The organism is Variovorax sp. 679 (genome assembly GCF_003952185.1).
In the GTDB taxonomy this organism is placed as follows: Bacteria; Pseudomonadota; Gammaproteobacteria; order Burkholderiales; family Burkholderiaceae_C; genus Variovorax.
In genome coordinates this window covers 1-18,483 of record NZ_RXFS01000013.1, presented here as the reverse complement: position 1 = coordinate 18,483, position 18,483 = coordinate 1, and the positions used below count along the sequence as shown (strand labels likewise).

At 68.3% G+C, this 18,483-nt stretch carries 16 protein-coding genes; 11 read left to right on the top strand and 5 right to left on the bottom strand.

All coding sequences use genetic code 11. The features are described 5' to 3' along the window. Positions 1–3: 3 nt before the first annotated feature. The 6 genes from EJO71_RS28220 to EJO71_RS28195 all read left to right on the top strand — a co-directional run bounded on the left by EJO71_RS28220 (position 4) and on the right by EJO71_RS28195 (position 6,569). Positions 4–846, top strand: coding sequence for an IclR family transcriptional regulator (locus EJO71_RS28220; protein ID WP_125951968.1), 843 nt, complete (start codon positions 4–6; stop codon positions 844–846). 53 nt (positions 847–899) lie between these two features. Then, positions 900–2,195: an aconitase X catalytic domain-containing protein gene (locus EJO71_RS28215; protein ID WP_125951967.1), complete on the top strand. Its 1,296-nt coding sequence runs from the start codon at positions 900–902 to the stop codon at positions 2,193–2,195. Beyond that, positions 2,192–2,647, top strand: a complete 456-nt coding sequence (locus EJO71_RS28210) for a DUF126 domain-containing protein (protein ID WP_125951966.1) — start codon at positions 2,192–2,194, stop codon at positions 2,645–2,647. Before EJO71_RS28215 ends, EJO71_RS28210 begins: the two co-directional genes overlap by 4 nt. Then, positions 2,644–4,344 (top strand): dihydroxy-acid dehydratase, encoded by a 1,701-nt coding sequence (gene ilvD, locus EJO71_RS28205; protein ID WP_125951965.1) that lies wholly within the window; start codon positions 2,644–2,646, stop codon positions 4,342–4,344. Before EJO71_RS28210 ends, ilvD begins: the two co-directional genes overlap by 4 nt. Before the next feature lie 120 nt (positions 4,345–4,464). Then, positions 4,465–5,592, top strand: a complete 1,128-nt coding sequence (locus EJO71_RS28200) for a porin (RefSeq protein WP_125951964.1) — start codon at positions 4,465–4,467, stop codon at positions 5,590–5,592. A 14-nt stretch (positions 5,593–5,606) separates the two neighbouring features. Then, a complete protein-coding gene (locus EJO71_RS28195) occupies positions 5,607–6,569 on the top strand; it encodes a tripartite tricarboxylate transporter substrate binding protein (RefSeq protein WP_125951963.1) in 963 nt (320 codons plus the stop codon). On the opposite strand, the gene EJO71_RS28190 is transcribed toward EJO71_RS28195, so the two are convergent. Continuing rightward, a complete protein-coding gene (locus EJO71_RS28190) occupies positions 6,556–7,380 on the bottom strand; it encodes an aldo/keto reductase (protein WP_240651549.1) in 825 nt (274 codons plus the stop codon). The genes EJO71_RS28195 and EJO71_RS28190 overlap by 14 nt on opposite strands. A gap of 243 nt (positions 7,381–7,623) precedes the next feature. Further along, on the bottom strand, positions 7,624–8,955 hold the full coding sequence (locus tag EJO71_RS28185) for an amidohydrolase (protein ID WP_240651544.1): 1,332 nt from the start codon (positions 8,953–8,955) through the stop codon (positions 7,624–7,626). Between the two features lie 124 nt (positions 8,956–9,079). Here EJO71_RS28185 and EJO71_RS28180 point away from each other — a divergent pair, with 124 nt between their 5' ends. The 5 genes from EJO71_RS28180 (at position 9,080) to EJO71_RS28160 (ending at position 16,581) form a co-directional block, all read left to right on the top strand. After that, positions 9,080–9,979 carry a LysR substrate-binding domain-containing protein gene (locus EJO71_RS28180; protein ID WP_164546921.1) on the top strand — a complete coding sequence of 300 codons (900 nt, stop codon included), beginning with the start codon at positions 9,080–9,082 and terminating at the stop codon, positions 9,977–9,979. A gap of 112 nt (positions 9,980–10,091) precedes the next feature. Then, entirely contained in the window at positions 10,092–10,901 is an 810-nt protein-coding gene (gene imuA / locus EJO71_RS28175; protein WP_125951960.1) for a translesion DNA synthesis-associated protein ImuA, read from the top strand. Then, positions 10,870–12,240: a DNA polymerase Y family protein gene (locus EJO71_RS28170; protein ID WP_125951959.1), complete on the top strand. Its 1,371-nt coding sequence runs from the start codon at positions 10,870–10,872 to the stop codon at positions 12,238–12,240. Before imuA ends, EJO71_RS28170 begins: the two co-directional genes overlap by 32 nt. Further along, the gene (locus EJO71_RS28165) at positions 12,233–15,580 is read left to right on the top strand and encodes an error-prone DNA polymerase (protein WP_125951958.1); all 3,348 of its coding nucleotides are present in this window, start codon (positions 12,233–12,235) and stop codon (positions 15,578–15,580) included. The genes EJO71_RS28170 and EJO71_RS28165 overlap by 8 nt, the downstream gene beginning before the upstream one ends. An 80-nt stretch (positions 15,581–15,660) precedes the next feature. Continuing rightward, positions 15,661–16,581 carry a hypothetical protein gene (locus EJO71_RS28160; protein ID WP_125951957.1) on the top strand — a complete coding sequence of 307 codons (921 nt, stop codon included), beginning with the start codon at positions 15,661–15,663 and terminating at the stop codon, positions 16,579–16,581. Between the two features lie 24 nt (positions 16,582–16,605). Here the strand turns inward: EJO71_RS28160 and EJO71_RS28155 are convergent, their stop codons facing one another. The 3 genes from EJO71_RS28155 to EJO71_RS28145 all read right to left on the bottom strand — a co-directional run. Then, positions 16,606–17,619: an aminoglycoside phosphotransferase family protein gene (locus EJO71_RS28155; protein WP_125951956.1), complete on the bottom strand. Its 1,014-nt coding sequence runs from the start codon at positions 17,617–17,619 to the stop codon at positions 16,606–16,608. A 33-nt stretch (positions 17,620–17,652) separates the two neighbouring features. Further along, complete coding sequence (locus EJO71_RS28150) at positions 17,653–18,174, bottom strand: 2'-5' RNA ligase family protein (protein ID WP_125951955.1); 522 nt, start codon at positions 18,172–18,174, stop codon at positions 17,653–17,655. A gap of 21 nt (positions 18,175–18,195) precedes the next feature. Then, the coding region (locus EJO71_RS28145) for a hypothetical protein (protein WP_240651543.1) at positions 18,196–18,483 on the bottom strand (288 nt) is incomplete at its 5' end.

The window sequence follows — 18,483 nt, the reverse complement described above, 5'->3', positions numbered from 1 at the left end:
TCCATGTCCACTGACAAAAACGACACCTCCTTTTCCGCGGCCGAGCAGGCCGACGCGCGCGGCGAGCGCTCCGACACCGTGAGCGCGCTGGAGCGCGGCATCTCGGTGCTGCGCTGCTTCAGCGAAGAACGCCCGGTGCTGGGCCATGCCGATCTGGCGCGCATGACCGGCATTCCTCGCCCCACCGTCAACCGGCTGGTCGCCACGCTGCTCTCGCTGGGCATGCTCAAGCCGGCGCAGGCGGCCGACCGCTTCATGCTCGGGCCGGGCGTGGTGTCGCTGTCGCGCGTGTTCCTCGGCAGCCTCGACGTGCGCGCTGCGGCGCGGCCCAGCATGCAGGCGATGGCGGAGGAGGTCGGTGCCTCGGTCTACCTGGCCGTGCGCGACGGCATGGAGATGGTGCTGATCGAAGCCTGCCGCCCGCGCTCGTCGATGCTGTCCGCCCGGCTCGACGTGGGCTCGCGCGCGCCGCTGGCCAATTCGGCGCTCGGCCGCTCCTATCTCTCGGCATTGCCCGAGGCCCAGCGCAACCAGTTGATCGATTCGATGCGCCTGCTGCGCGGCCCCGAGTGGGACAGCATCGCGCCGAACATGAACCGCGCCATCGGCGAATCCAAGCGGCTGGGCTATTGCCTGTCGCTCGGCGAGTTCCACCGCGAGATCAACTCGGTGTCGGTGCCGCTCATCGGCCCCGATGGCGAGGTAATGGCGCTCAACGGCGGCGGCGCCGCCTTCGTCTTCACCGAGGAGCGCCTGCGCAACGAACTCGCACCGCGCCTGCACGACATCGCGCTGAGCATCGCGCGCGACATCGGCGGCCACGTACCGACACCCTCGCCGGGCTAGCAGTCCCGGCCGGGGTTCATTCCCCACGACACAGAAGAACGGAGACACAGGTCATGCACCTGAGCGATGAAGAAAAAGCCATGTACGACGGCCGCGACGGTCCCGCCGTGCAGAAGGCGATGGACCTGCTGATGCGCTACGGCGAAGCCTTGGGGGCAGAGCGGTTGGTCGAGACGCGCAACGTCTGCGCCACCATCACCTCGACCACGCCCTTCCAGCGCGACTTCGCGCTCGCCAAGGGCGGCGGCATGGACGCGGTGTTCTCCGAATTCAGCCTCGACAGCCAGGAGACCGTCGAGATCCCCAAGTTCAAGGTCTTCACCAGCCACCTGCAGCTGGGCTTCGACCCTGGCCAGCCCGAACGCATGGGCGTGAGCGAGGAGATCGTGCGCTTCTACGAGAAGAGCGAGCGCCACGCCGCCGGCCTCGGCGCGCAGATCATGAACACCTGCACGCCCTACCAGGTCGGCAACATCCCGACGCGCGGCGAGCACTGCGCGTGGATGGAATCGTCGGCGGTGGTGTATTGCAATTCGGTGCTGGGCGCGCGCACCAACACCGAAGGCCGCGAGAGCACCGGCGCCGCCATGCTCACCGGCCGCATTCCGTATTGGGGCTACCACCTCGACCAGAACCGCCGCGCCACGCACGTGGTCGAGCTCGAAATCGAGGTCGAGTCGGTGCAGGACTGGGGCCTGCTCGGCTATTACATCGGCGAGCACGTGCAGGAGCGCGTGCCGGTGGTGCACAGCCGGCGAGGCATCTCGCGGGTGCCGAACCTGCCGAGGCTCAAGCACTTCGGCGCCGCGGCGTCGTCTTCGGGCGGCGTGGAGATGTATCACATCGCCGGCGTCACGCCCGAGGCGCTGACGCTCGAACAGGCGCTCGGCGGAAAGGCGCCCGTGGAGGTGCTGCGCTACGGCGAGGCAGAGCGCCGCGCCACCTACGAGAAGATCAACACCACGGGCAAGGACGCCGAGGTGCAGTACGTGATGCTGGGCTGCCCGCACTACACCATCGAGCAGATCTGGGAGGCCGCGCAGCTCATCGAAGGGCGCAAGGTGCATCCGAGTTGCGAGCTGTGGATCTTCACTCCGCGCGCCATCAAGTCGCTGGCCGACCGCAACGGCTACACGAAGATCATCGAGGACGCGGGCGGCATCATCATGGGCGACAGCTGTTCTGCCATGAGCCGCGCCATGCCCAAGGGTACGAAGACTGTGGCGCTCGATTCGGCCAAGCAGGCCCACTACCTGCCCGCCATCCTCGGCGTGCAGGCCTGGTTCGGCAGCACCGCCGAATGCATCGACGCTGCCTGCACGGGCCGCTGGAACGGAGGCTACGCATGAGCGACGCAGTCATCACCGAGCAAACCATCGTGATCCGCGGCCGCAAGGTGGTGGGCGGCGTGGCCGAGGGCGAGGCGCTGGTCACGCGCGACCGCATCTCGGGCTGGGGCGGCATCGATCCGCGCACCGGCACCGTCATCGAGACACGACATGAACTGCGCGGCCGGAGCTTCGCGGGCAAGGTGCTGGTGTTTCCGGGGGCCAAGGGCTCCTCGGGCTGGTCGGCGATGTTCCACATGACGCGCCTCATGAACTCGGCGCCGGCCGCGTTCCTGTTCAACGAGATGACGACCAAGATGGCGCTGGGCGCCGTGGTCACGCATTCACCCGCGATGACCGACTTCGAACGCGACCCGCTCGAATGCATCGAAACCGGCGACTGGGTGCGGGTGGACGCCGATCGCGGCGTGGTCGAGATCACCAAGAAAAACAAATCCGGAGACGGCCCATGACCCGCCCCCTGCGCAGCAACTTCCCGCGCGGCTCCTACCTCTGGTCGGTGCGCAACGCGCACTGGCGCGCGCTCGGCATTCCGGAGGAGGACTGCGAGAAGCCCAAGATCGCCGTCGTCAACAGTTCCTCGGAGCTGGCTGCCTGCTTCAGCCACCTCGACCGCGTGGCTGTGGAAGTCAAGGCCGCCATTCGCGCCGCGGGCGGCGTGCCCTTCGAGATCCGCACCGCCGCGCCCAGCGACTTCATCACCGGCGCGGGCGCGCGCGGCGCCTACATGCTCGGCGCGCGCGACCTCGTGACCAACGACATCGAGGTGGCGGTCGAAGGCGCGCAGCTCGACGGCATGGTCTGCCTCACCTCGTGCGACAAGACGGTGCCGGGTCAGCTCATGGCGGCCGCGCGGCTCAACATCCCGACGCTGCTGGTGCCCTGCGGCTACCAGCCCAGCGGCGAGTACAAGGGCCACCACATGGACATCGAGGAGGTGTTCATCGGTGCGATGCATGCGGTCACCGGGAATCTTCCGGTGGAGGAACTCGTGGGCATGAGCCGCGAGGCCATCCGCGGCCCCGGCGTCTGCTCGGGCCTGGGTACCGCGAATTCGATGCACATCGTCTGCGAGGCGCTGGGCCTGGCCCTGCCTGGCAGCGCGCCGGTGGCGGCGCTGAGCCCGAAGATGATGGCCGACGTTCGCGCGGCCGGCTCACGCATCGTGCAGATGGTGCTCGACGACCTGAAGCCGCGCGACATCCTCAGGCGCGGCGCATTCGTCAACGCTGTGCGGGCGGTGCTGTCCATCGGCGGCTCGCTCAACACGGCCAAGCACCTGCAGGCGGTGGCGACCGAGGGCGAGTGCGGCGTCGATGTCTACGGGCTCTTCGAAAGCCTCGGCCCGACGACGCCCGTGCTGGCCGGCGTGCGGCCCATCGGCGGGCATTCCATCGAAGCCTTCGAGGCTGCGGGCGGCTGCCGTGCGCTGATGAAACAGCTCGAGCCGCTGCTCGACACCGGCGTGCTCACCGTCACCGGCGGCACTGTCGCTGACAACCTGCGCAACGCCGAAGTGGCAGACGCCGAAGTGATCCGCCCCGTCGACCGCCCCGTCGCGCCGCTGCCGGCCATCGTGCTGCTGCGTGGCAACCTCGCGCCCGAGTCGGGCCTCATCAAGACCGGCATCGCCGAGCGCAAGGTGCGCCGCTTCACCGGACCGGCCGTGTGCTTCTGGACTTCGGACGCAGCGATTGCCGCGCTGAAGAAGGGCGAGATCGTGCCCGGCCAGGTGATCGTGATGCGCGGCGCCGGTGCCTGCGGCGGCCCGGCCATGGGCGGGGGCGCATCGCGCGTGGTCTTCGCGGTCGACGGTGCGGGGCTGGGCGACCAGGTCGCGCTGCTGACCGATGGGCACCTCTCGGGCCTCGTCTGCAAGGGCCTCGTGGTGGCCGAGGTGTCGCCCGAAGCAGCGCTCGGCGGCCCGCTCGGGCTGGTGCGCGACGGCGACACGATCACCATCGACCTCGACGCGCGCCGCCTCGACATCGACCTGGCCGATGCCGAGCTCCAGGCCCGTCGCGCCGACTGGCAGGCACCGCCGCCGGCCTTCGACACCGGCTGGCTGCAGCAGTACCGGCGCAACGTGAGCCCGCTTTCCAAGGGCGCGGTGCTCGTGCGCACCGAACGCCCCGAGTCCCCGGGCTAGGCCCTTTTTCACCCCGGCTTTCGCCAACCGGTGCGGACTCCCGTTCGCACCCGGTGGCGCAGCCCTGCGCGGTCGTTCCGAGTTTTTCAACCCAAGAGAAGAAGCAGGAGACAAGAAACCATGAAGAGACTTTTGATGTGGTCGGCGCTGGGACTGGCCGGCACCGGCGTGGCGCATGCGCAATCCAGCGTCACCGTTTTCGGCGTGATGGACCTCGGCATCCAGTACACCAACGGCGTCGGTGGTGGCTCCGTGAAAGCGCTGTCGAACGGCGGGCTCTCGACCAGCCGGCTCGGCTTTCGCGGCACGGAAGACCTGGGCGGCGGCCTGCGCGCGGGCTTCTGGCTCGAAGGCAGCCTGAACCCCGACACCGGCACCGGCCGGCCGAGCAATTCCAACAACCAGACGAGCGGCGCGGGCACGGCGGGGCCGATCACCTTCGACCGCATGTCCTTCGTGAGCCTCTCGTCCGACACGCTCGGCGAGGTGCGGCTGGGCCACGACTTCATTCCCACGCACTACAACAGCATCTACTTCGACCCCTTCAACGCCAACGGCGTGGCGCGCGCGGGCAACCTCACCTTCGCGGGCGCGGGCACCGGGCCGTTGCCCACGGCCATCACCGGCAGCAACACCGTGAGCTACTGGCTGCCGCCCAACCTCGGCGGCTTCTACGGCATGGCGATGATCGGCACCGGCGAGAACGACTCCACCGCAGCGAACCGCGACGACGGCAATTTCGGCGGTGCGCGCTTCGGCTTCGCCTCGGGCGCGTTCGACATCGCGGCGGCCGTGACGCGCTCGCATTTCAAGTCGACCGCCACCATCGGCAACTACACGCACGCCAACATCGGCGGCTCGTGGGACGCGGGCTTCGCGAAATTCTTCGCGCTGTACAACGCGGTGACGGTGAAGCTCGCGACCGGCACGGTGCGCAAGAACACGACGGAGATCGGCGCGCACATCCCGGCCTTCGAGGTCGGGCGCATCCGCATCAGCTACGCCTACCTCGACGACCGCAGCGACGAGAGCCTGCGCAACGCCAACGGCATGCCGCGCAACCGCGACGACGCGCGGCAGTTCGGCATCGGCTACGTGCACAACCTGTCGAAGCGCACCGCGCTCTACGGCACCTACGCGCGGCTGATGAACAGCGGGCAGGCGCGCTACGTGGTCAGCGGCGGCGTGGCACCGGCGGCCGGGCAGCGCTCATCGGGGTGGGAATTCGGCGTCCGGCATCTCTTCTGAAGCGGAGGCTCGTCATGCGACGCAGAACCCTGACCCTGGCGGCCCTGGCCGCGACGACGCTGCCCGGCACGGCGGCATGGAGCGCCGACGCGTATCCGAACAAGCCGCTGAAGCTGATCGTCGGCTTCGCCGCGGGCGGCGGCGCCGACGTGCTCACGCGCATCATCGCGGAGGGGCTGGCCAAGCAGCTCGGCCAGCAGGTGATCGTGGAGAACCGCCCCGGCGCCGACGGCGTGCTCGCCGCGCAAGCCACTTCGTCGGCCAGGCCCGACGGCTACACGCTGCTGATGGGCACCAACACCGCGATGGTGGCCGCGCCCACGCTGCGGCCGACACCGCCCTACGACCCTTTCAAGGCCTTCACGCCGATCAGCTCGGCCGGGCAGTTCTCGATGTTCCTGGTGGTGCCGACCAGCCTGCCGGCGAAGAGCGTGAACGAGCTGCTGGCGCTGGTGGCGTCGAAGCCCGGGGCGCTCAACTCGGCATCGAGCAACAGCGCCTCGGAGCTCGCGATGCTGCAGCTGCTGGGCGACCGCAAGGTGGTCAACGCGCGCTACAAGGGCGACATGCAGGCCATGACCGACCTGCTGGGCGGGCAGATCCAGATGATGTTCACCACCGGCACGCTGGCGCCGGGCTTCGTGAAGGAAGGGCGCATCCGCGCGCTGGTGACGCTGCTGCCGCAGCGCAGCGGCCTGTTGCCCGACGTGCCCACGGGCGGCGAACTGGGGCTGGGCAAGCTCACCATCACGCCGTGGGCCGGCTTCTTCGGGCCGCCGGGGCTGCCGCAGGCGATCACCGACCGGCTTTCGCAGGAACTGCAGAACACGCTGAAGCGCCCCGAGGTGCATGCGCAGCTGGTGCAGCAGGGCTTCGAGGGCTACGGCATGAGCCCCGCGAAGTTCGCCGAGTTCTTCCGCACGCAGTACGACGCCTTCGGCGCCACCGTGCGCGAGCACAACGTCAAGTTCGAATAGCGTCGGCCTCACGGCGCCAGAAGGCCGCGTCGGGAAAGCTGCCCGAGCCGGCCGCCGCGTTGTCCGCCATGTGCTCGCGGCGGCTGGTGCCCGGGATCGTGCAGGTCACGGCCGGATGGCTCAGCACGAACTTCAGCAGCACCTGCGCCCAGCTCGCGCAGCCGATCTCGCCGGCCCAGGCGGGCAGCGGCTTGTCGCGCAGCCGGCGCAGCAGCCCGCCGCCGCCGAAAGGCATGTTGACGATCACCGCCACGCCGCGCTCGGCGGCCAGCGGCAGCAGGCGCTGCTCGGCCTCGCGCGCGTCCAGCGAGTAGTTGATCTGCAGGAAGTCGAGCTTCTCGGCCTTCAGCACGGCCTCGACTTCGCCGTAGGCCGAGGCGGTGTAGTGCGTGATGCCGACGTAGCGCACGCGGCCCTGTTCCTTCCAGCCGCGCAACGTGGCGAGGTGGGTGCGCCAGTCGACGAGGTTGTGCACCTGCATCAGGTCCATGCGCTGCGTGCGCAGCCGCGCGAACGACTGTTCCATCTGCGCGATGCCGGCCTCGCGGCCCGAGGTCCAGACCTTGGTGGCGAGGAAGGCCTTGCCTTGCTGCTGTTTCGACGCGGCCAGCAGCTCGCCGGTGGTTTCCTCGGAGCGGCCGTACATCGGCGAACTGTCGATCACCGTGCCGCCGGCCGCGAACAGGGCGTCGAGCACGCCGGGAAGGCGCTTGTACTCCTCGCTGCCGGGGCGCTGGTCGAAGCCGATCCAGGTGCCGCAGCCGATCATGGGCAAGGCTTCCTGGGTGGAGGGGATGGGGCGGGTGTTCATCGTCTTCGTCGGCGTGGGCTTGAGCGGCGGTTGCTGCTGCTGCGCGAAGGATGGAACCGCGGCGCCCACAGGCAGCGCCGCGAGGAGCCGCAGGAATCGGGCGCGGGAGAGACGCGGAACAGGCGCAGAGGGCAGGCCGGTGGATGTCATGGCGCGGAGCAGCCACCATACACCGCACCACCGGATTCGCCAATCGAGGCCGCGGCGCACCGGGTGCAGATGGCCGCCCGGTCGCCGGCTGGTTCAGGTGCCGCTGGGCCGGTTCATGTACGCCAGCGTGCTGCCCACCAGTGCGCGCACGCCCACCCGCATCGCCGATTCGTCGATGACGAATTCCGACGAGTGGTTGGGCGCGCCGTGCTTGTCGCCGAAGGGCGAGGCGTTCAGATGCCAGAACACCACCGGGATGTTCTTGCCGAACGAGCCGAAGTCTTCCGAGCCCATGCTGGGCTGCGACTCGCGCGCTTTGCCCGCACCGGCTGCGGTTTCCAGCGCCTGTGCCACCACCTGCGTGGCCGCAGGATCGCTCACCAGCACCTCGTAGCCGGTGTCGATGGTCACCTCGGCGGTCAGGCCGTGGCTTTCGGCGATCTTCTGCGCCTTCAGCCGGATGTTGTCGTGCGCGATCTTCTGGTTCTTCTGCGACAGCGAGCGCACGGTGCCGGCAATCTCCGCCGTGTCGGGCAGGATGTTCACCCGGTTGCCGCTTTGCAGCAGCCCCACGGTCACGACGGTGGGGCCGTCGAGCGGGTCGATCTGGTGGCTCACGATGTTCTGCAGCGCCAGCACGATCTCCGCGGCCGCGATGGTGGGTTCCTTGGCTGTCCAGGGCGACGAGCCATGCCCGCCCTTGCCCTTGAGCGAAATCCTGAAGGCGTCGCCGCTGGCCATGAAGCCGCCCCGCCGGTAGCTGATGGTGCCCGAGGGGCCGCGCGCATTGATGTGCTGGCCCATCACGATGTCGACTTTCGGGTTGTCGAGCACGCCGGCCTTGACCATTTCAGGCGCACCGCTGAGCACCGGTCCCGGGCCTTGCTCCTCGGCCGGCTGGAACAGGAACACCACGGTGCCCGGCAGTTCCGCGCGCATTTTCGAGAACGCCTGCGCCGCGCCCAGCAGCATCGCGACATGGGTGTCGTGGCCGCAGGCGTGCGACACGGGCACTTCGCTGTTCAGCCAGGGCGCCTTGTCGGTCGACTTGAAAGGCAGGTCGTTGCGCTCGAGAACGGGAAGCGCGTCCATATCGGCGCGCAGGGCGACCACCGGGCCCGGCTTGCCGCCGCGCAGCACGGCCTTGATACCGGTCTTGGCCACGCCGGGCTGCACTTCGATGCCCGGCATCTTCGCAAGCGCGGCCGCGATGTAGGCGGCTGTCCGCACCTCCTGGTAGGAGAGTTCGGGGTGCTGGTGAATATGGCGGCGCCATTCGATCACCTGCGCTTCGGAGGCATCGGCCAGGGCCAGCGCGCGCGTAGCGAGCGCGTTGCCGCTGTCCGGCGCGGTTTGGGCGAAGGCGGCACCGTTCAGGAAGCTGCCGGACAGCATCAGCAGGGCGAGGCGGGAGCGGATGTTCATGGGAGGCTCGTGCAAGGAATGTGAAAGAACCGCTGCGGACCATAGCGAAAGCAGGGGTGAAGGAAAAGATCCTGAAAACTGCAGAGCGATCAAAATTGCTGATCGCACATCCGCCATACCCTTCATGAACCTGAAGCACCTCAAGATCTTCGAAGCGGTCGCCGAGGCCGGCAGCATTCGCGCCGCGGCACGCGGCTCCGCGCTGACGCAGCCCGCCATGACCTACGCCATTCGCGAATTGGAGCAGAGCGTGGGCGCGCAACTGCTGGTGCGCAGCGCCAAGGGCGTGGTGCCGACCGAGATCGGGCAGGCGTTGCTGCGGCGTGCGCGGCTGCTGTCGAATGAGGTGCGCCGCGCCGAAGAAGAAATTGCCCAGTTGCGCGACCGCGCGGGCGGCCTGTTGCGCGTGGCATTCAGTTCGTTCGCTATGGAGCAATTGCTGCCGAGCGCGTTGCTGGACTTTCGCCGCCAGTGGCCCGGCGTGGCGCTTGAACTGCAGGAGCTCAGCGGCGCCGACGTGAAGGGGCTGTGGGACCGCGGCGACTTCGATTTCGCGATCCTCGGCGAACTGGAGCCGGCGGCGGACGACGGCCTTCACCGCGAGGTGCTGCTGAACTTTCCGCTCACGGCCATTGCCCGCGCGGGCCATCCGCTGGCACGGGTGCGATCGATGGCGCGGCTGCAGGAGGCGATGTGGGTGGTGCCGCCGTATGGCGCCGAACTGCTTAAACGAAACTTCGCGGCCCTTGGCATGCCGGCACCGCGCGATGTCGTGATCTGCCATTCGTGGCAACTGGGCGCCACGCTCGTGCGCAAGGCCGATGCGCTGACGCTCGCTTCGGCGTCGCTGTTCGCGCGCTCGACGGCGCGCAAGGGGCTGGTTGCTCTGCGGCTGGCGGACAGGCTGCCCAATGTGCACGTTTCGCTGCTCATGCGCGACCGTGCCTCGCTCACGCCCGCGGCGCAGGCTTTCTCGCAGGGGCTGCGTGCGGTGGCGCACGCGGTGCAGCCGCCAGGGCGCTGAACAGGATCGGAGGCGTGCAGGCCGGCGCAGGTGGCGCCCGTCGCCCCTGAAAGCCGCTTTCTTGCCGCGGCCTGTGGAATACTGTATAAAAACACAGTTAACAGTCTTCACCATGGGCCTTCCTTTCCTCGACTCCTTTTCCGCTGCCGCTGGCCGTGGCGTCTGGCATGCCGACGAACTCGGCCTGGCCGACGCGCAGGTCGTTGCCACCGGCCACGCCGCGCTCGACGCCGAGTTGCCGGGCGGCGGCTGGCCGGTCGGCGCGATGACGGAACTGCTGCTGCCCGCGCCCGAGGCCCATGTCTGGCGGCTGCTGCTGCCCGCGCTGGCGCAGGCGGTGCAGGCACGGGGCGGCCCGGTGGTGCTGATCGGCGCGCCCTACGAACCCTGCGGGCCATCGCTCGCCGCGCAGGGGCTGCCGGTGGAAGCTCTGATGTGGGTGCGCAGCGAGGCCCCGGCCGCGCGGCTGTGGGCTTGCGAGCAGGCGCTGCGCTGCGCGGACATCGCCGCCGTCGTGGCCTGGCTGCCGCAGGCGCGGGTGGGCGAGCTGCGGCGGCTGCAGCTGGCGGCCGCGCAGCACGAAGTGCTGCTGTTCGTGTGCCGCGGCGAATCGGTCGCGCAGTCGGCCTCGCCGGCGCGGCTGCGCATTCGTGCCGATCGCAGCGAAGCCGATGCGTCGCAGATCGAGCTGCACATCCTCAAGCGGCGCGGCCCGCCGCTGGCCGCGCCGGTGATGCTGTCGGCGCGCAACGAGCGCATGACCGCATTGCTGGCCGCCGCCCGGCTGCGGCGCAAGCTGCGCCTGCAGGCGCAAGGCACGGTGCCTGTCGGCGGGGTATCGGCAGCGTCGGCCACGGTGGTGCGCATCGACGCATGGAAAGGAGGCCCGGATGCACTGGATCGCCTTGCAGTGGTTGCCTGAAGCAGATACGCCCGACACACCTGGTGCCCCGACGACGCTGCCCACGCCCGAAGCCCTGGGCTGGTGGGCACTGCAATACACGCCCCACGTCGCCTGGCAGGACGAGGCGCTGATGCTCGAAGTCTCCGCCTGCGAGCGCCTGTGGGGTGGGCGGATGCAGCTGATGCGCCTGCTGGTGGCCGACAACCCCGCGCCCGATGCGCGCATGCTGGGTGCGCAGGGCGCCACGAGCCTGATCGCGCTGGCGCGGCTGCGCCTGTTCGCGCGCGACGAGAAGCGGCCGAAGGACGTGCCGGCCGGCCTGCCGCTCTACACGCTGAGTGCCGCGCACGAGCATCTCGACCTGCTGGAGCGCCTCGGATGCCGCACCTGGGGCGAGGTGGCGGCGCTGCCGCGCGGCGGGCTCACGCGGCGCTTCGGTGCCGGCCTGCGCGAGGCGCTCGACATCGCCTGGGGCCTGCGTCCCGAAAGCCATGCCTGGCTAACGTTGCCCGACGTGTTCGAGCAGAAGCTGGAACTTCCCGCGCTGGCCGAGACCGCGCCCGAACTCATGTGGTCGGCCAACCGGCTGCTGACGGCACTGCAGTTCTGGCTGCGCGCCCGCCAGCGCGGCGCGCGCGCGCTCGAGCTGCAATGGACGCTCGACCTCAGGCGACTCAACGGCGTGAACCTGCCGCCGCACGAGCAGCTCATCGTGCGCACGGCCGAGCCCACGCAGGACATGGCGCACCTGCGCCGCCTGCTGTCCGAAAAACTGGCCCTCGCCACGCTGGCCGCGCCCGCGAGCTGGCTCAGCCTGCGCACGCTCGAAACCGATCCGTGGGCCGGCGCCAGCACCAGCTTCCTGCCGGAGGACAACCGCAAAGGCGACAGGCTGCACGAGATGGTCGAGCGGCTCAGCGTGCGGCTCGGGCCACAGCAGGTGGTGGTGCCTGTGGCGCAGGCCGACCACCGGCCCGAGCGCAAGCAGGCATGGCGGCCCGCGCTGCAGAAGCAGGCCAGGCTGGACGACAAGGCCCGAAAGGAAGCGAAGGCCGCCGCGGCCGCAGCCTCGCAGCCCGATGCCGTCTACCCGCCGTGGCTGCTGCCGGAACCGTTGCTGCTGGAGATGGACGGCGAGCGCCCGTGCTATTGCGGCCCGTTGAGCAGATTGGTTGGCCCGCAGCGTGTCGAAACGGGCTGGTGGGGCGACAAGGAAGACGGCGGCCAGCCCGCGATGCGCGACTACTACGTCGCGGAAAGCCCCGAGGCCGGGCTGGTGTGGATCTTTCGCGAGCGGCCAGCCGCGCGCTTTTCTTCCGGCGAGGTGCGCTGGTACCTGCAGGGGTTCTATGCCTGACCTGAGCGGCAAGCAGAGCCGGGCCCGCATGCCCGCCAATGTGCATGTGCTCCCGCAGCGGTCAAGGCCGGTGCCGGGCCTGCCGGAATATGCCGAGCTGCACAGCCTCACGAACTTCAGCTTCCAGCGCGGCGCATCGATGCCCGAGGACATGGTGGAGCGCGCGTACCACCTGAGGTATGTGGCCCTGGCGATCACCGACGAATGCTCGGTCGCGGGCATCGTGCGTGCCCATGTCGCGCTGCGCGATCTGCCCGCGAAGCTGGACGAGTACGAACGCAAGCACCCTGAAAAGCCGCCGATCCCACGCAATCCGGATTTCCGCCTGCTGTTCGGCAGCGAGTTCCAGTTCGAGCGCTTCAAGCTCGTGGTGATCGCGAACGACACCGAAGGCTGGGGCAATCTTTGCGAGTTCATTACCGTCGCGCGCAACACCGAATTGCCCAAGGGCGAGTACCGCGTGAGCTGGGATGGCAGCGACGTGGCCTCGCTGCAGCACTGCCAGGTTCTTTTCGCGCCGGACCGCAACCCCGGCGGCGCGATGGACACGGCCACGCTGCACGAAGACCTGATGGCCGCCAAGGCGCTGTACGGCGAGAACCTCTGGCTGGCCGTGGAGCTGTTCAACGAGCTCGACGACGACCTCTGGCTCGTCACGCTGATGCAGGCGGGGGAGGACATCGGCGTGCCGCTGGTGGCTGCCGGCGACGTGCGCATGCACATGCGGTCGCAGAAGCCGCTGCACGACGTGCTGACGGCCGTGCGCGAGGGGAAGACGGTGGCGGAGTGCGGTTTTGCATTGCAATCGAATGCCGAGCGGCATCTGAGGCAGCGGGTGCGGCTGGCCGAGCTTTATCTGCCGCAGATGCTGGCGAACACGCTGGTGGTGGCGCAGCGGTGCAGGTTCGATCCGAATGTGATCCGGGAGAACTACAAGTACCCGCTGGAAAGCGTCGGCAGCCATGAGACACCGGCGCAGACGCTGGTGCGCAAGACGTGGGAGGGGGCCCGAGGACGGTATCCGCAGGGTGTTCCCGAAGTGGTGCGGGCGCAGCTCCAGAAAGAGCTCGACCTCATCCTTGAGCTCGAGTACGAGATGTTCTTCCTCACGGTGGAGGACATCGTGCGCTTCGCCCGCTCGCAAGCCATCCTCTGCCAGGGGCGGGGCTCTTCGGCCAATTCCGCGGTTTGCTATTGCCTGGGCATCACGGCGATCAATCCGGAGAAGGGGCATCTGCTGTTCGAGCGCTTCCTGAGCCGCCATCGCCGCGAGCCGCCCGACATCGACGTCGACTTCGAGCACCAGCGCCGTGAAGAGGTCATCCAGTACATCTACGAAAAATACGGTCGCGAGCGCGCCGCCATCGCCGCCGTCGTCATCTGCTATCGCGCGCGCAGCGCATTGCGCGACGTGGGCAAGGCCATCGGCATCGACGAGCGGCTGATCGACGAGTTCGCGAAAGACCACTACTGGTTCGACGACACCGTGCTCGGCGAGCAGTTGCGACAGGCCGCCGCGCGTGTCGGTGTGGAGGAGGACGAACTCAAGCTGATGCACTGGATCGAGATGACGCAGCGGCTCAAGGGCTTCCCGCGCCACCTGAGCCAGCACGTGGGCGGCTTCGTGCTTACGCACACGAAGCTCACGCGGCTGGTACCGGTCGAGAAGGCGTCGATGGAGAACCGCTCCGTCATCCAGTGGGAGAAGGACGACCTCGAGGCGATGGGCATGCTCAAGGTCGATGTGCTGGCGCTCGGCATGCTCAGCGCCATTCGGCGCGGGCTGGAGCACATGAACCGCTGGCGCAACTCGACGCTGGAGATGCACCAGATACCGAGCGACGACCAGAAGGTGTTCGACATGATCTGCGACGCCGACACCATCGGCGTGTTCCAGATCGAGAGCAGGGCGCAGATGTCGATGCTTCCGCGCCTGAAGCCGCGCACCTATGAAGACCTGGTGATCGAGGTCGCCATCGTGCGGCCGGGGCCGATACAGGGGGGCATGGTGCATCCGTATCTCAAGCAACGGGAGCGCAAGAGCAAAGGGCTGGAAATCCGCTACGAGAAAGACGAACTGCGCCCCGCGCTGGAGCGCACGCTGGGCATTCCGATCTTCCAGGAGCAGGTGATGCAGATCGCGATGATCGCGGCCAAGTTCTCCGCTGACGAGGCCGATCAGCTGCGTCGCGCCATGGCGGCATGGAAACGCAAGGGGGGGCTCGATAAGTTCCACGACAAGCTGGTCAATGGCATGGTCGATAACGAATACCCCAGGGCATTCGCCGAAGCCATCTTCAAGCAGGTCATGGGCTTTGGCGACTACGGCTTCCCCGAAAGCCACGCCGCCAGCTTCGCGCTGCTGGTGACGGTGAGCAGCTGGCTCAAGAACTACGAGCCGGCCTGCTTCCTCGCCGCGCTGCTCGATTCGCAGCCGATGGGCTTCTACAGCCCCTCGCAGCTGGTGCAGGACGCACGCCGGCATGGCGTCGAAGTGCGCCCCGTCGACGTCACGCGCAGCGGGATCGACACCACGCTCGAAGCCCGTGATCTTGATGCACCGCGTTCTTCGGGCATCGACCCACGCTACGTCGACCGCCTGGGCAACGAGAACCAGCCCGCGGTGCGGCTGGGCCTGAACCGCATTTCCAGCCTCAGCAAGGGCGGCGCCGGGCGTCTGCTCGAGGCACGCGCGCAGGCGCCCTTCACGAGCACCGAAGACCTCGCCCTGCGCGCCGAACTCGACGGCAAGGACATGGCCGCGCTGGCCGCGGCCGATGCACTGATGTCGCTCTCGGGTCATCGGCGCCAGCAGGTGTGGGACGCGACCGCGCAACGTCGGGCGCCGGCCCTGCTGCGCGGCGTGCCGATCAACGAGCAGGCGCTGCTGTTGCCGGCCGCGTCCGAGGGCGAGGAGATCGTCGGCGACTACGCGGCGCTCAGGCTCACGCTACGGCGCCATCCGCTCGCGCTGCTGCGCCCGCGCCTGGCGCGCATGAAGCTCATGAGCGCGGAAGAACTGCGTGCGCTGCCCAGCGGTCAGACGGCGCGCGCCTGCGGCATCGTCAAGGGACGACAGCGACCCCAGACGGCCAACGGCACCATCTTCGTCACGCTGGAGGACGAGACCGGCAACGTCAACGTGATCGTCTGGAACCATGTCATCGAGGCCTGGCGTGAGCCGCTGCTCAAGTCGCACCTGCTCGCGGTGCAGGGCACATGGCAACGCGACGACGACAGCGGTGGCAAGGTACAGCACCTGATCGCCACCGGCTTCAGGGACCTGACGCCGCTCATGGGCCGGCTCGCGCAGAGCAATACGAGCCGGGACTTTCACTGAGGCGGGAAGGGAAGCTCCGGATGCAACCGATCGTTCCATGCCTCGCGCCTTCCACCGCTTTTCGCTAACCTGTTTCCGCCATGCCCGCACCAGCCGTTCTCGATCCCGTCGTCGCCATGCCCATCGGCCCGCCGCCACCTGCGCCCGACGTGCCGGTGCCCATGCCTCCGCCATCGCAGCCGCCCGTGCCGTTGCCCGAGGGCGATCCACCTCCGACAGTGCCGCCCGTGACCGACCCCGGCTTTCCACCGCCGGTGGTGGAACCTCCGTCGCCGATGCAGACGGCCGTGCCCTTCGGCAAGCTGCACGCGCGGCGCCTGCGCGAGATCTACCGCTCGGCCGGCTGGCCGTGCTGCGACACCATCGAAGTCGAGCTGCTCGCCGGCGGCTATCTGGAGCGGATGCGCACGGTGCACGGCCACGAGACGCTGCGCGTGACCGACAGCGGCATCGCGCGCATCGCCACCACGCTCACCGTCAACCGCGCTGCGCTGTCGCCGCATGAAGCCCTGGTGGAGCGCGTGGCGCGCGAGATGACGCGCGGCGGTCGCATCGCATGGCGCGGCCTGGGCCTGCGCGCCCGCCTGCCGCCGCTGGAAGAAGGCGGCAAGCCGCGCTGGTGCGTGGCGCGGCCCGATGTGTTCTCGATCCGCAATACCAGTGTGGAGGCCTACGCACACCCCATCGTGCACGAGGTGAAGGTGAGCCGGGCCGACCTGCTGGGCGATCTGCGCAAGCCCGACAAGCGCGCGGCGTATCTCGATCTGGGCGGCGAGTGCTGGTACGTGCTGGGCAACGACGCGAAGGGGCGTTGCATCGCCAAGGCCGAGGAGATCCCGGCCGAGTGCGGCGTGATGGTGCTGGAGGGCGAGCGCCTCGTCGTGGCTCGCGCGGCCGTGCATCGCGCCTTCGATCGCATTCCGTTCGCGGTGTGGCTCGCGTTGGCCAAGGCCCGGCCGGTCGAGGGCTTCGAGGACGATGCGCAGGACATGCTGATCTGAGACCTCGTCCTGGCGCTGTTCCGGTCAGGTGATGTCGTCGTAGCTCCGATGCGCGATGGCAACGACGTCGTCGGGCAGGAACTGGCTCTTCATCTGCCGCAGGCCTTCTTCGCGGTCTTCCGTGCTGGCCGCGGCATCGAACATCTGGTCGCAGTACTCGAGCAGGTCTTTCACGATGCGCTCGTAGCGGTAGTAGGCGAGGGCGACCAGATCGAGATCCCCCGGACCGTAGCCCTCGTAGAACAGCGCTTCTTCCCGCGGTTGGTTCCACACGTGACCGACTCCGCCGCCGATGAACATCAGGTCGCGTTCCTTAGGGGCGAGGATGAGCGTGTCCCAGTCGATGATCGAGAGGCGGTCAGCGTCGCCGACGAGCACGTTGCCCGCGTGCAGGTCGGAGTGGCACAGCACCAGCTGCGGCGGGCGCTCGAGCAGGATGGAAGCCAGTTGCTCGCTGCGGTAGACGATGGTGTCGATCTCTTCGGCGTGCTCTTCCCAGAACGCGAGAAAGCGTTCGACGATGCCATCGCCCTTCACGCCGTTGATGAAGCGTCGCTGGTAGCGGCGGACGCCTTCGCGCCAGCGGTGGTCGTAGCGTTCCTTGGGGATGCTGGCCGACAGCACTTCGGGCAGCTCCGCCTTGTGTATCGCGCTCAACGTCGCTCCAAGTGCGGCCCATTGCCGATCCGTCAAGGCGCGCTCGAAACCGTTGCTGCCGTTGAAGAAGGGATAGAGCGCCCAGTCGAAGCCATGGGCTTGCACGCTCAGCTGCCGGTTCGTCGTGGGCAGCGGCGCCATCACGGCCTCGATGCCTTTCTCGTGATGGAGGAAAGCGGGGACCGTGACGACCGGCTTGTCGAAATCGCCACGGCGCAGTTTGAGGAAGTACACGGTGCCGTCGCTCGCGTCGATGCGGAAGGCGGCGGAGTTCACGTCCGCGCCGAGGGGCAGGAATTCGATGCGGATGTCGCGCAGGCCGTAGGCATCGGCGAGGCATTGCGCGACGGCTTCGCGCGGTAGGTCGGGGGGCGTCAGCATCCGGGGACTGTAGCGCCGGATGAGTGGCCCGCTTCAGTGCAACGGGTAGGAACCCAGCAGTTCGTGGCGAAACGGGAACGTGAAGTGCGAGCGGACCAGGTGGAATTCGGTTGCCGACCAGCCGATGGGTTTCAGGGATCTGGGGCTTGCAGCGCGCCTGGAATTTCGCGCGATGGTGATGTGCGGCTTCCAACCCTGCTCACGGACGAGAAGGGGGAAGCCGGCTCGCAGCAATGCGTGGCTGATGTCGTGCTGGAGGTTTCGCAAGCCCTCATGCTCCGACAACTGCATCACAGAGACATCGTTGGCCCAGGTGCGCGAACTGTCGAGCGTGAGTTGCAGCGGTCGCACCGGCACTTCGGCCAACGCCAAGCGCAGGCGCTGTTCGGCGTCGCCTTGCTGGTCGTCGAGGTACTGCAGCGTCAGGTGCAGGCGCTCTGAGGGCGGCAAGGAGCAGCCTTTTGGCCACAACCAGTCCTTGCGATGCGCTTCGATTTCGGCCTGTACCTGCGTGGTGGGGAAGAGTCCGACGAGAAGTTGGTTGTGCTCGGTCATGGCGTGCTCCTTCAGGTGGTTTCAGGATTTCGGCGGCCACCAGCTCTCGGCCGTCGTACGGATGACGCGCGCTGCCTGGGCGCGGATGTCGTCTTTGCCTTCGCGCCCTTCGTCATGACTCCTGTCGCGGGCCACCTTGAATGGCCAGGTCGAAATGCGGCCTGTGCGGGTGCGGGTTGGCTGCAACCTGTGCAGCCGGGAGAAAAAAAGAACCTGCGCGCTGGGCGCAGGCGGACTGGCGGTGGTCATTGGTGTCGCCTCGATGCTGTTCTTGGAGACGACGAATTTTAGAGAAATACTGTATGTATG